Consider the following 14083-nt stretch of genomic DNA (forward strand, 5'->3'; position numbering starts at 1 on the left):
ATTTGAATGATGTAGTTGAAAACGGGAGTGTAGCGAAATGGATAAGGGCGTCTGGACAGAGTTTTTGGAACATAATTGGCATATTGTTCAGGATAACTGGCTGTATATATTAATTGGGCTTGTCCTATTGTTAGTCATATTGAAGGTTGTAAGAACTCTCATAAAATGGCTGATTGTCATTGTCGTAATTGCAGGCTTGCTTATCTACAGTGGCATTTCCTTTGAACAGGTCGGCAAGGTCGTTACTCAGGCAAAGGATGATGCGATCAACAAGGTTCAGAGCGAGGCTTTGAACATGATGATCAAGGAGGGACGGGACGCCAAATACACATCTAACGCGGATGGTACGTTTTCGGTAACCAGCTCCAACCTGGAAGTGAAAGGTCCATTTGATGGGGACAAGGTCAAGGTATGGTTTCAGGGGATGTCGCTGGGCGAGTGGAGTATGGGCGATACCGTCAAGAAATATATCGAAGGTGCGAAAGGCTCGGCTGTAACACAGTCGCCACAGTCGCCGTAGAGACAGGAGGAACACAATGAAACCATCCTGGCTGGAGCCTATTCTTCATTGGAATGGCGTGACGGTGTTTTTGATTTTCATTGTACTGCTGTCGTTGATTCAGGGCTGGAGACGAGGAGCTTCCAGATCTGTAGGGGCGCTGTTCAGTCTTATTGTGGATGGCATACTGACTGTGGCGGGTATTTTGTGCTCGCTCGGATTAGCCATGTGGCTTTCACCGAAGGTACAACAATGGCTGGCGGCTTACATGGAACATTTGCCTCAGCGAGAACTAAGCGGGATTGAGCAATTTTATTATACGTTGGTGGCGGGCTTAGAGGGGTTTCCGCTGCTGCGGTTCGCCGTATTGTTTATGCTCAGTTATGCGATCGCCCAATTTGTACTACGTGCAATTTATGTGTTGATGGTAGGGGGCAAGTCAGATTCTTCTTTCCATGAGCATGAAAAAAAATCAGGCTTTTTCAGCAGGGTGGCAGGGGCTGGAATAGGTACTCTTATTGGTGGAGCACGCGCTATCATGGTTATAGCCCTGCTATTCATCGGCGTAAGTCTGTATCCAGACAGCGGGTTTAGCAGCTACGTCCAAGCTTCACCGATTTATAAGCAGGGAGCGCAATCGGTCATTGAGCCGTTATCCGGTACACTGATTAAGGATAAATTGCCCGTATTTACGCAGGCCGTTACCAAGGAATTAAATGGTATCCTGCAGCGAAAATACGAAATGATTGACCGGGAAATTCCGAACGATATCGGTCAGGCTGCGGCCAAGATTACACAGGGGATGAGCGGTGATGAGCAAAAGGCCAGAGCGTTGTATGAATGGGTAGGTACCCGTATTAGCTATGATTTCGGTAAGGTAGAAGCCTATGAGCAGCGTGGTGACTGGCATGAACAGACCCCCAGAGATACGTTTGATACACGTAAAGGAGTCTGCATTGATTATGCCCGCCTGTATGCGATGATGGCTCGGTCGCAGGGACTACAGGTCAAGGTGGTGACAGGGCTTGGATATAACGGACAGGGAGGATATGGTTCCCATGCATGGAATGAAGTGTATTTGAGCGCGCAGGATCAGTGGGTACCGTTAGACCCGACCTGGGCGCAAAGTGGGGACTGGTTTAATCCGCCTGGTTTTGCCCAAACACATATCAAGGATAAAGTGATTTAATAAGGAGTGGAAAAGGGCACATGAGAAAGATAGACAACGAGCAGGGAAAAGACAACGAGACGTCTGATCGAAAAAGATTCAGCTTTCGGATCAATCTGTTCTTTTTCAGCTCGTTCATTATATTTACGGTCATTATTGTCAGACTGGCGATACTTCAATTTGTAGATGGACCTCAGCTCAAACAGCAGGAGGCCAGTAATGTTACCAAAAACGTACCGCTTACACCGATTCGCGGAACAATTTATGATTCAACCGGGCAGAACAGACTGGCGTATTCTACACCTGTACAATCGCTGTATATCACGCTCTCCAAGAACTATAGTGACAGCGTGGAGAATTCGCGTAAACCTGATAAAAAGCTGTTGCCTGAGCTGGAAAACATGACACAAAAGCTGGCAAATCGGTTTGCTCAATATGGTAATAAAGATGAGCCGAAAATGACGGCAGAACAAATTATGGACGCTATGGACCGAAACTATCAACGGTTTAGCGGTTTTACGCCGCGTCTGATTAAAACCAATCTTAATAAAGATGAAGTCGCCTATTTTATGCAGCATAAGAGTGAGTTCCCCGGGTTAGATGTCGTAGAGGAAACGGTACGTCATTATGATCCCGATACGGTAGCTGTCCAAACGGTTGGCTACATTAAAAGCTATAAAAGTGCGCGTGAAACGTTAGATAAATATAAAAACATCCAAAAATCCATGTCAGCTGAAAATGATCCGGGCCTCATTTATATGGATAACGAATCTGTTGGCTTTGATGGACTGGAATTTCAATATCAGGAACAGTTACGAGGGAAAAACGGATATAAAACAGTTCCAATTGATCCACGGAATATGCCGGAAGGTGTAGATTCTGTTACTCCTCCGCAAAAAGGGAATAACATTTATTCCACCATTAATAAAGAGATTCAGGTCAAAACAGAAGAAGCCATTGCGGATCAATTGAGATGGCTCCATTCACACGCTGTATCTGGCAAGACTCATCCTTATGCCAAAACAGGCTTCGCAGTGGCTATGGAAGTGGACACAGGAAATGTGGTAGCGATGGCTAGCATGCCGGATTATGATGCGAATTACTGGCAGACTGGAAATATATCCAGTGATAATTATAAGAAAATACAAAATGTATACTTAAATGGTACTATTCGTTCGTTCGGATCGGGCCAATCGGGTCAACATCCAGAGTCAGTTGTTCTTCTGGGCTCCACCATTAAACCCCTTTCTGTGTTGATAGGTCTGGAGGAAAATCTATTCAGTACCTCATCCTACTATCAGGATACAGGAGCGGCTTATTTTGGGCGTAACAATTCGTCACGAGTTCGAAACTCTTCCGGTCATGTGTACGGGGGGTTAGACCCAGCTTCTGCCATACGGCATTCCTCCAATGCATTCATGGTTGATATGGTGGGCAAAAGATTGTACAACAAGTACATTAATAATGCCAAGGAAGATCAAGGTGTGAATGTATGGGACCGCTACATGAAGGAATTTGGACTAGGTGTGTCTACGGGTGTAGATTTACCTACGGAATATCCTGGTTTGAGAGAGTATGGACCTAAAAGTAAGGAATCGGCCTTGTCCAAATTAGCGTATGCTTCTTTTGGACAGCAGGGTAAGTATACAACGCTCCAGCTTGCACAATATACCACTGTACTGGCTACCAAGGGCAAACGGATGGAGCCGCATTTGGTCAGTCAGATTAAAGACACCAACGGCAATGTAGTACAAACGATTAAGCCGAAGGTGCTGAACGAAGTGAAATTCCCAGATGCATACTGGAATGAGGTCATACGCGGGATGGCAACAGATGTCAGCGCATTTAATGGTTTTCCTTATGACTTTGCTCGTAAAACGGGGACATCGCAGCAAAGCGTAGGCGGTAAACTGAAGGATAACGGGGTATTTATTGCCTTTGCGCCACGTCAGAATCCCAAACTTGCAGTAGCGGTTGTCATTCCTGAAGGAGGTTTCGGGGCTTTTAGTGCCGGACCTGTAGCACGCAAAATATTTGATGCCTACGATGAAGTATATGGTTTGGACGGGGTACCTAAGAAAAAGGTTGAAACAGCAACCGATTCTAACGCAATCAAACAGCCATAATCATTTTATACGATGTCATTTCATGAAAGCTTTCCTTAGCCTTAGGGCTGAGGGAAGCTTTTTTATGCTTTTTCTACGTTTTCTTACAAAATTGTCATCTTGGAATTCATCGTTTATTGCTTTGGATATGGTAGGATCAGGAATATGAAACCCTAATGGAAGGAGTAATGACCAGCTAATATGGACAGAGGAAGTTTGGATAAAAAGTTTTCATTTAAAAAGAAAAATGTTGGAGAGAATGAAGAGTCACGAAAAAAACGGACGGTTTTACGAACCAACCTACTGTTTTTTAGTGCTTTTGTGCTGTTTGCCCTGATCATTACCAGACTAGCTGTATTGCAGTTTGTACAATCGGAGGAGCTGAAAGGCCAGCAGCAATCCGTAAATACGAAAAATGTCCCGTTAGCCCCGAGTCGCGGCACGATTTATGACTCCACAGGTACGGTTAAGCTGGCGTATTCGACTCCAGTACAGTCCTTGTATGTAACTTTATCTAAGGATTATAGCAAACGTACGGAGAAAGATCGCAAGCCGGGGGAAAAGCTGCTCCCTGAGCTCGATGCTTTTGCTGCCAAGCTTGCTGCCAAATTAAACGAACTGGGTCGTACCGAAGGAGAGCAGCTTAATGCAGAGGAAATAAAAAAGCGACTGGACCCGGACTATAATCAATATAGGGGATTTACCCCACGTTTGGTCAAATCCGACCTGAGTCGGGAGGAAATCGCTTATTTTCTGGAACATCGGACAGAGTTCCCTGGTGTAGAGGTTGTAGAAGAAAGTATACGCCATTATGACCCGGATCGGGTGGCGGTACAAACGATTGGATATATGTACAAGTTCAAAGGAGCTCGAACGAACCGGCCCAAATATAAAGAGCTCTATGAAGCTAATTCGGAGGTTTTAAAACCGACACAGGTGTATTCGGAAAGTGAAACGGTCGGATATGATGGCTTGGAGCTTCAGTACCAGGATGAGCTGAGAGGAAAAAACGGATATAAAACGGTAGAAGTCAATCCGCGCAGCATGCCGGAGGGCATTGAATCCATTACTCCTCCTGAAAAAGGACATCATTTATATTCCACCATTAACAAGGAAATTCAGCAGAAAACCGAACAGGCCATTATGGATCAGCTTCGCTGGCTTCATACTCATGCCGTATCGGGGAAGCTTCATCAAGACGCTACCACTGGCTTCGCTGTAGCGATGGAGGTAGAGACCGGAAATATCGTGGCAATGGCCAGTATGCCGGATTATGACTCTAATGTATGGAAAAGTGGAAGTACCTCGCCTTCGGTATATGACGAAATTCAGCATAAAATGGGAAATGGAACCATTAAATCCGTGCCTAGCGGAAAAGCGGGTCCACATCCAGAATCCTCGGTGCTTCTGGGTTCAACCATTAAACCGCTATCCGTGCTGATCGGGTTGAAGGAAAACCTGTTTTCTCCCGGACAAACTTATCTGGATACGGGAAGTGCGTACTACGGCAAAAATCGCTCCAGCCGGGTTGGGAATTCTAGCGGACATGTGTATGGTTCTTTGACACCTAGCAGGGCAATTGAGGTCTCGTCGAATACGTTTATGGTGGATATGATCGGCAAGCCGCTGTATGGCAAATACGGAAGTAATGCAGGGGTACATCAGGGAATTGACGTATGGGACAAGTATATGAAGGAATTTGGATTAGGCGTTCCGACAGAAGTAGATCTGCCGGGCGAGTGGGCAGGTAGACTTGAGTATACGAGCAAGCATGAAAGTGCGTTGACACGATTGGTGCAGGCATCCTTTGGTCAGCAGGGAAAGTATACGGCGATGCAGCTGGCCCAGTATACGACTGTGTTGGCAACAAAGGGCAAGCGTATGCAACCTCATTTGGTCAGCAAAATTGTAGATGATCAGGGGAATCTTGTACGTGAATTTAAGCCGAAGGTGCTGAATGAGGTCGCTTTTTCAGATACGTACTGGAATACAGTGATTCGAGGTATGGCCACGGATGTTAAAGCCTTTAATGGATTTCCTTATGATTATGCCCGCAAAACGGGGACTTCCCAGCAGCTGGTGGGACGTACGGTTAAAGATAACGGGGTGTTCATCGCTTTTGCTCCGCGTCAAAATCCGAAGCTGGCAGTAGCGGTCATCATTCCTGAAGGGGGCTTTGGTGCGACGAGCGCAGGACCGGTTGCGCGTAAAATATTTGATGCGTATGACGAAGTATATGGGCTAGATGGTACTCCTAAAAAGCCTCTGGCAGCAAAGTGAGAACTTGAATACTTTTGTGGGCTTCTCTTTTTCATGGTAAAATGTCGTTGGACATAAGGGACATACAGGAGGAAGAGAGACTATGGGAGAAAACCAATATAAATACAAACTGCTTGCGCTCGACATGGATGGAACTTTACTGAATGATAATCATGAAATTTCCCTGGAAACGATTAACTGGATTAACAAGGCGATTCAGGAAGGGATTCATGTATGCTTGTCCACCGGACGTGCAGCGATGCATGCTCTTCCCTACGGTCAGCAACTCGGCCTGGAGACGCCAATGGTAACCGTAAACGGCAGTGAGGTGTGGAAATCACCCCACGAGTTGTGGCGCCGTTATTTACTTGATAAGGAGCTCGTTCGTAAGATGCACCAAATTGCTGTAGAAACAGGCTCTTGGTTCTGGGCTTACTCAACGGAGGAATTATATAATAGGGATCGTTGGCCGGATACATTGGACACACAGGAGTGGCTCAAATTCGGTTATAATACGGAAAATGACGAAATTCGCCACCAAATTTTACTTAAGCTTCAGGATATGGGTGGACTTGAAATTTCCAATTCTTCGATGACAAATCTGGAAATTAACCCAGCTGGTATATCCAAAGCCAGTGGAATCGCTGAAGTGTGCGATCTGCTTGGCATTACTCTGGAGCAGGTGGTTGCCGTTGGCGACAGTCTGAATGACCTGGCTGTGATTCAAGCGGTTGGACTGGGCGTAGCAATGGGGAATGCTCAGGATACGGTTAAAGAAGCCGCTGATTTGGTCGTGGCTTCGAATAATGACGACGGCATTGTAGAAGTGATCCGTGATTATGTGCTTGTGTAATAAAATGAATAATGCAGCAGACCGGATGAATGGACGAGAAGGAGGAGGCCCATGGACGTTGTAGGCTGGATTGTTGTTATTGTGCTGTTCATTGTGGGCATGGCCGGGGCGGTATATCCCGTATTGCCGGGGGCGCTCGCCATCTATTTTGCATTTTTTGTATACGGCTGGTTTTTCTCGTTTGCTCCATACAATGCATTGTTTTGGATTATACAAACACTAATCGTCGTTGCCCTTTTTGTTGCGGATTATGCTGTGAATGCGTGGGGTGTCAAGCGATTTGGCGGCTCGCGTCTGTCGGCGATACTGAGTACCATCGGGATTATTATCGGCCCCTTCGTTATTCCGGCATTTGGCCTGATTTTGGGACCATTTATCGGCGCTGTGCTGGGTGAACTAATTGGCAAAGCCCCGCTGGACCGAGCTATTAAAGTGGGCTTTGGCTCTGTATTAGGCCTTTTTACCAGCACCGTGATGAAAGTGATTTTGCAGCTTGCCATGATTATTGTATTCTTGATTTGGGTGTTATGACCCGAGATTCGTTTTGGTTTATTATGATTTGCAGAGACAGAATCGACATGCGGCTCCGCACCGGTGATGGCTCAGGCCATGACTGTTTGTGCGGGGCTTTTGCATGCGTGTGAACAGCAAGAAAGAAGGGAACGCATTTTGTCCAATAAAGAAACATTCCTTAAAGGTACGCTTATTTTAGCCGCTGCCGCCTTGGTGGCCAGAGTACTTGGTCTGGTACAGCGTGTTCCATTGGAGCATCTGCTCGGTTCCGTCGGGAACGCCTCGTTTACTATTGCGAACAACGCTTATTTGATGCTGCTCACGGTCGCTACGGCCGGCATTCCAAGCACGTTGAGCAAAATGGTTTCAGAACGTTATGCACTGGATCGGCCTTCGGAAGCGCGACGTGTGTATCGTGCGGCTTTGATATTCGCGGCCGCGGCAGGCATTATCATTACAGCGCTGCTGTATTTTGGAGCGCCTTACTTTGCCGAGCATGTAGCAGGGGTTCCGCAATCCGCTTTGGCCATTCAGGCTTTGGCACCAGCATTACTGCTGTTCCCTGCCATTGCCATGATGCGTGGATACTTCCAAGGGCGCGGTAATATGACCGCAGGCGGTATTTCACAAATTGTGGAGCAGGTTGCACGGGTAGCGACCGCTATTGTACTCGCTTTTATTATTTTGAAGCTAGGTTATGGAGATCGCGAGGTTGCGGCTGGGGCTTCCTTTGGAGGTGTCATGGGAAGTCTTGGCGCTCTAGCGGTCATGTTGTACTACACGGTGAAATTGCGTCGCCAGGATCGACAGGATCGTCAAGATCAATTCCAAGAGGAAAGCTCCGCGCTACCGATGATGCGCATTTACAAAGATATTTTCAAGCTTTCCATTCCCATTGTATTGTCGTCTCTGACGGTTCCGGCGGTCAACTTTATTGATACGTCGATTGTGGTGAGACTGCTGTCTGGTCAAGTGGGATTGGATCAGGCGACTACTCAGTTGGGTTATCTAGGCTCTCGGGCACAGAGTGTGGCGGGAATTCCGCCGATTTTGGCCATTGCGCTCAGCCAATCGCTCATTCCGATCATTTCAGCGGCATTTGCCCGTAAGGATGAGCAGCATTTACAAAATCAGATGACGTTGGCTTTGCGTATCTCTATTTTGACTGGAATGCCGATTGTGCTGGCTTTATGTGTAACCGCCTATTCTATTAATGGTTTACTGTTTAGCTCGCTTGGAGGCAGTGGTATCATTGCTGTTCTGACACTCGGAACGATATTCCAAATTACGATGATGACTTCTAATTCGATACTGATCGGTATGGGCAAGCCGCGTATTTCAATGGTTAATGTCATGGTCGGTATCGTCGTCAAGTTTGCAGCGAGCTGGCTGCTGGCTGGTTGGCTTGGAATTTATGGGATCATTGCTGCAACCGGATTATGTTTCCTCGTGATCACATTGCTAAATTTGCGTGTGCTTAAAGGGATTGTCTCCTTTTCCATCATGGGCCGTCGCTGGGCAGGGTTCTTAACCGCAGTCGTCGTCTCGGGAGCTATCGGATACGGTGTAAATGAAGCCTGTATTCTGCTGGTGCATCTGATGCCTGCGCGTGTGGCCTTCTTGATCGCGTGCTGCATTGCCGGGGCAGCTGTACTGGTATGCTACTTGTTGTTGCTGGTTGTACTGCGCGTATTGCGCAGGGACGAGCTTGGCAACTATCCGCGTATGTTGCAAAAGGTACTGCGTCCGTTAATGCGTCTACAGCGTGAGTCCACAGGACAACGAGGCTAAAAGAGCCCCCCAGTCTTTCAGTGGAAAGGTTGCAAGCTGTTATGGGCAACGTGGGCCATTGCTGTTTTTTGAATGCCATGACGATGCTCATGGCGCATGGCAAATAACAGCGGTCGCCTTGGTTCGCTGAGATGTCCAAGTGTGGAGCCGTCCTGAAACCAGTCATACCGGGGGATTGGATCATAAGCTGTATCGGACCAGACGGCGTTCAGCTCCGGACTGTACAGACGTTGTCCTGGCGGTAGCCATTCATGTGCTAAAAGCGTTGCACTTTCATCTGGAGAGTGCAGCGCTTTTTGTTCATTCGGTGTGAACAATCCGGGCCAATAGTCGCTGCGTGAACCTGTATGCGGCACACTGTTAGCGAATGCGGATACCTGGTCCAGCACCTGCTGATGGCCAAAGAGCATAGCATAGAGACTTTTGCCAAAGCCGATCCGCTCGTCCAAATGGCCGAAACGCTCCATTACTAGTCCAGCAAGTCCACCGTTCAGTCCAAGTGGAAATATAACCTGATTTAGCTGGAGCCAGTCATGCAAATAAAAGCCCGGCTTGTGTGTCACAAATTTTTGGAAATACGGATCTTTTACCACACGTCCTTCAATATAGTTTTGTTCATTAATGATGAGCGCCACAGTCAACAGAGAGCTATCCCGCCAAGCCCAGAAACGTTCCCAAAAGGGCTTCATGAATGGCGAAACGTGAAAATAAGGCAACAAGTGAAAGCAACTCCGACCCAAATGACGGCTGTGCATGTAAAGTTGCAACTGCGGATAAGCGTCTTGAAAAATAAGGGCGTTACAGCGCTCCAGTAGCCGATACAGCCATTCCTTTTCCTGTTCGCCGAACAGGTTGCCAATCAGTCCCCCTTTCAGATCGGTCATATTATAGCCGCCATTACGAGAAACCAGGTGGGCCAGTAATGCCCAGTGTAACTCCGGGTAGCCACGATAGCATTCAAGGTAAGCGGCAGTGCGGGTGACGTTGCTGCGATTCTCCTGTGCTGTATCGTTCTTGATCCTCTCCAGTAGCTCACAGTCTGTTTCGCATAAGGGCATATTCAGAGAAGAGGGACGCGTAGCGGGTCCGTTCACCAACATTATCGCTTCAGCTTCATTCATAGCGGCCTGTGCCGTATGATAATCCCACGCTAGTTCACGCAAGGGGGAGCGTAATTTGCGGGATTCGGTCCAAGCCGCCCGTTTGCCCTCCCAAGCTTCCTCTGCAACACGGGGAACGGAACCCAGTAACTTTAGCCCTCCTTGAAGCTGTCGAGATGCTGTATGGAGCCATTCGGTAAGAGACATGACTAAATTAACCTCCTTTCCAACTGCAAGCATCCCCGTATCCTGCCAAGTATGTTGGGTATGCTGTTAGGATGTCGACGCTTATGTGGATTCTTAAGTATATCTTTAGTATGCCTCAATGAGAGGGCTTCCAATCGGCATGTGAGTAGAATGGGGTAGTGTGCAAAAGCTTCACTTGGCGTTACAATAGAAAGTGCAATCTTTTCAGCACAAAAAGAATTTAAGGAGGAATCATCCATGCAAAAAATCGTCTCTCATGAAGACTTTAATAAGGCAATATCCACTCCGGGCGTTACGGTGGCTGTGTTTAAGGCGGACTGGTGTAAGGATTGTCATTTCATCGATCCGTTCATGCCTGATGTGGAACAACAATATGCAGATAAGCTTACATTAATTGAGATTGATGTAGAACAGGCCGAAAGCGTCAGTCAAGAGCAAAATGTATTGGGGATTCCTAGCTTTATCGCTTACAGTGAAGGGCGAGAACTGGTACGTCTGGTGAACAGACTGCGCAAATCCCGCGAAGAGATTGAGCAATTTTTGGATCGGGCTGTTGAAGTCCACGCGAGCTTAGCAAAATAACATCAAGACATTCAGAAAGCCGCTTCCTTCTCAGGGGGCGGCTTTCTCACGGACACGTTCACATTTTGTCAACAAAGCTCGTATGTCAAGGAACGATATATCAGTTATAATTACTTTAAGTGATCATTTCACAACATATAAAGTGAATAAATATTATATTTGGAAGGATACGGGTGAATTCTTTGAATAACAAAATCAGAATATTAAAATGGCTGGCACTCGTAACATGTATTGTCATGTTTTTGGCTACCTTCGGTGGAGGTGTCGTGACGCGGACGGATTCGGGTCTCGGCTGTGGCCGGGAATTCCCGCTGTGCAATGGCAAGCTGGTTCCGGCACATACGATTGCATCCCTTATTGAGTTCTCTCATCGCTCCGTCAGTGCCATGGCCGGGATTCTTTCTATCGCCTCATTTGTTGGCTTTTTGCTGTTTATGAAGCATCGGAAGGATTTGCAGCTATTCTCGCTGCTCACGCTCATGTTTGTCATCATACAAGGTGCAATGGGGGCGTTGGCTGTCGTCTTTTCCCAATCGGCTGCAGTCATGGGACTGCATTTTGGCTTTGCGCTTATCGCCTTTGCCAGTGCGACTATGATGACGCTGGGGGCCTGGCAGGAGCATGCAGATTCACGCCACACCCCGCGTCTGATTCCTGGGCCTGTCAGTCGGGGCTTTCGTAACTTTATATGGTTATCGACGATCTATACCTATATTGCTGTCTATTCAGGGGCGTTGCTTAGTCACTCGGTCATCCAGAAGGTTGTAAATATTGGGGGCTTCATATCTCCACTGCTGCTTCATCAGATTTCAGCTGGTCTGCTGTTCGTCATTATCTTGGCTGTGGGTCACTACTCATACCGTTATCACCCGAACCACCGGGATATCCGTATATTGGGTGTCGTATCGGTCTTGTTAATCTTGCTTCAAGTGGTGATTGGAATTATCTTGTTGTACGTCAACAAACCTGAAATCTACATGTTTATCGTGCTGGGACATATGCTGGTGATTGCATCGTTGTTCTCCATCTTGGCTTATCTGAGCTATCGTGTATGGCAATTGTCACCGGACCGCAAGCTTGTTCCGACCCAAGCACAACGTACCTAAGCGTTTCATAGATCATAGTCAAGCGGATTTTTGCCCAAGAGGCGTTTAAACACGTATAATAGCATATAAGAAACAAACCAGGCCCGCGAGTTTCTCGAGGGCTTGATTTGCTTAGGAGGAGTCGTCCAGTTGATCTACCAGAATTTGCGCCAATTTATTGAAGCGCTGCGTAAAGAAAATCATCTTAAAATTATAGAGGCACCTGTCGATCCTTACCTGGAGCTGGCTGAGATTCATCGAAGAGTCATTGAGGAAGAAGGGCCGGCACTGCTGTTCACGAATGTAAAAGGAACCCCGTTTCCTGTAGCCAGTAATCTGTTTGGCACAAATCGCCGTGTGGACATGGCTTTTGGCCCGCGACCAGAGCAGCTGATGGATGCGATTGTAGGAGCGACCAAAACATTGTTTCCACCTACACCCAAAGCATTGTGGAATGAACGTGGCCTGATTAAGGACATGCTAAAAGTAGGGCTAAAAACAGTATCTCATAGCGAGGCCCCTGTATTGGGAGTTCGCCGTACAGAGGCTCCGCTGGCACCACTGCCTAAAGTGACCAGTTGGCATGAGGATGGAGGGCCGTTTATTACGCTTCCACTCGTGTATACTGAGAAGCCAGGTCAGCCCAAGGATCATAATTTGGGGATGTACCGCATTCAGATTTATGATGATCAGACGACGGGCATTCACTGGCAAATTCATAAAGGCGGCGGTTTCCATTATCATGAAGCGGAACTGCGTAATGAGCCATTGCCTACGACGATTATCATCGGTGGCCCGCCTGCCCTGATTGCGTCTGCCATTGCGCCAGCACCGGAAAACTTGCCTGAGCTGTTGCTGGCTTCGCTTATTATGGGAGGCAAGCTGCCCATGACAGAAGACCCGCTCGGGGGTCACCGGATTCCAGCAGAAGCAGAATTTGCAATCAGCGGTTATGTACCGCCTCATGAACGCCGTCCGGAAGGCCCGTTTGGTGATCATTTTGGCTATTATTCATTACAGCATGATTTCCCTGTATTTCATGTCAAACATATGCATCACCGCAAGGATGCCATTTATCCGGCAACCATTGTAGGTAAGCCTCGGCAAGAAGACTACTATCTCGGTGAGTTTTTGCAACGTTTGCTGTCGCCTGCCTATCCGCTTGTGATGCCTTCCGTCAAGTCCCTGTGGGCGTATGCGGAAACGGGCGTACATGCGCTGGCAGCGGCAGTGGTACGTGAAAGCTACTCCCGTGAAGCGCTTGTATCCGGTTTTACTATTTTGGGTCAAGGTCAATTGTCGTTGACCAAGTTCCTGATGCTGACGGATCGAGTAATTGATTTATCTGACTTTAACCTACTGCTGGAAACCATTCTGGAGCGATTTAATCCAGCAAGGGATTTATTTATTTTCAATCACACGTCACACGATACACTCGATTACACAGGCCGCAAGCTGAATCATGGCAGTAAGGCGATTCTGATGGGGATAGGTGAGCCTGTACGTGAATTGCCTCGTGCTTATGAGGGAGGCGATCTGCCGGGAATTCGTGAAATTGAGCCCTATTGCGGAGGTTGCCTCGTCGTATCGGGTGCGCCCTTTGAGCAGGAGCCTGAGCTGGCGGCACGTGTTTTGGAGCGATTAGCAGCGGGTGAGCAAGAGTGGCCGCTCGTTTTCATTGTGGACGATGCCAAAGAAGTCGTTCGCTCTCAAGCCTCGTTCCTGTGGACGGTATTCACACGCTTTAACCCGGCTACGGATATGTACGCGGACAGCGAAGTGCGTTTGCATCATCTGAACTATAAGCTGCCGATTGTAGTGGATGCGCGTATGAAGCCGGGGTATCCGGATGAGGTGTTACCGCGTGAGGATATTGTTAAGCTTGTAGATCAACGATGGACGAGTTATTTCGCTTGACGCC

Annotated in this window: 11 protein-coding genes; 10 read left to right on the forward strand and 1 reads right to left on the reverse strand. The window is 47.6% G+C overall.

The genetic code is table 11. The features are described 5' to 3' along the window. Positions 1-37: 37 nt before the first annotated feature. The 7 genes from NSQ58_RS07260 to NSQ58_RS07290 all read left to right on the forward strand — a co-directional run bounded on the left by NSQ58_RS07260 (position 38) and on the right by NSQ58_RS07290 (position 9188). Positions 38-520 carry a hypothetical protein gene (locus NSQ58_RS07260; RefSeq protein ID WP_023990195.1) on the forward strand — a complete coding sequence of 161 codons (483 nt, stop codon included), beginning with the start codon at positions 38-40 and terminating at the stop codon, positions 518-520. Positions 521-536: 16 nt separating this feature from the next. Then, positions 537-1688, forward strand: coding sequence for a transglutaminase domain-containing protein (locus tag NSQ58_RS07265; protein WP_341057106.1), 1152 nt, complete (start codon positions 537-539; stop codon positions 1686-1688). A 20-nt stretch (positions 1689-1708) separates the two neighbouring features. Next, on the forward strand, positions 1709-3793 hold the full coding sequence (locus NSQ58_RS07270; protein WP_028541423.1) for a peptidoglycan D,D-transpeptidase FtsI family protein: 2085 nt from the start codon (positions 1709-1711) through the stop codon (positions 3791-3793). A gap of 180 nt (positions 3794-3973) precedes the next feature. After that, positions 3974-6052, forward strand: coding sequence for a peptidoglycan D,D-transpeptidase FtsI family protein (locus tag NSQ58_RS07275; protein WP_341057107.1), 2079 nt, complete (start codon positions 3974-3976; stop codon positions 6050-6052). Between the two features lie 82 nt (positions 6053-6134). Then, complete coding sequence (locus NSQ58_RS07280; RefSeq protein WP_023990191.1) at positions 6135-6884, forward strand: Cof-type HAD-IIB family hydrolase; 750 nt, start codon at positions 6135-6137, stop codon at positions 6882-6884. A 51-nt stretch (positions 6885-6935) separates the two neighbouring features. After that, positions 6936-7415 carry a DUF456 domain-containing protein gene (locus tag NSQ58_RS07285; RefSeq protein ID WP_028541425.1) on the forward strand — a complete coding sequence of 160 codons (480 nt, stop codon included), beginning with the start codon at positions 6936-6938 and terminating at the stop codon, positions 7413-7415. A gap of 138 nt (positions 7416-7553) precedes the next feature. After that, the gene (locus NSQ58_RS07290; protein WP_023990189.1) at positions 7554-9188 is read left to right on the forward strand and encodes a putative polysaccharide biosynthesis protein; all 1635 of its coding nucleotides are present in this window, start codon (positions 7554-7556) and stop codon (positions 9186-9188) included. 17 nt (positions 9189-9205) lie between these two features. On the opposite strand, the gene NSQ58_RS07295 is transcribed toward NSQ58_RS07290, so the two are convergent. Continuing rightward, positions 9206-10495: a DUF2515 family protein gene (locus NSQ58_RS07295; protein ID WP_068941896.1), complete on the reverse strand. Its 1290-nt coding sequence runs from the start codon at positions 10493-10495 to the stop codon at positions 9206-9208. A 237-nt stretch (positions 10496-10732) separates the two neighbouring features. Here NSQ58_RS07295 and NSQ58_RS07300 point away from each other — a divergent pair, with 237 nt between their 5' ends. The 3 genes from NSQ58_RS07300 to NSQ58_RS07310 all read left to right on the forward strand — a co-directional run bounded on the left by NSQ58_RS07300 (position 10733) and on the right by NSQ58_RS07310 (position 14079). Further along, positions 10733-11077, forward strand: coding sequence for a thioredoxin family protein (locus NSQ58_RS07300; RefSeq protein ID WP_028541427.1), 345 nt, complete (start codon positions 10733-10735; stop codon positions 11075-11077). 173 nt (positions 11078-11250) lie between these two features. Continuing rightward, positions 11251-12183, forward strand: a complete 933-nt coding sequence (locus tag NSQ58_RS07305; RefSeq protein ID WP_023990186.1) for a COX15/CtaA family protein — start codon at positions 11251-11253, stop codon at positions 12181-12183. 129 nt (positions 12184-12312) lie between these two features. After that, positions 12313-14079, forward strand: a complete 1767-nt coding sequence (locus tag NSQ58_RS07310) for a UbiD family decarboxylase (RefSeq protein ID WP_023990185.1) — start codon at positions 12313-12315, stop codon at positions 14077-14079. The last annotated feature ends 4 nt before the right edge of the window (positions 14080-14083 follow it).

The sequence above is a fragment of the Paenibacillus sp. FSL M7-0134 genome (assembly GCF_038007865.1).
GTDB lineage: Bacteria > Bacillota > Bacilli > Paenibacillales > Paenibacillaceae > Paenibacillus > Paenibacillus polymyxa_B.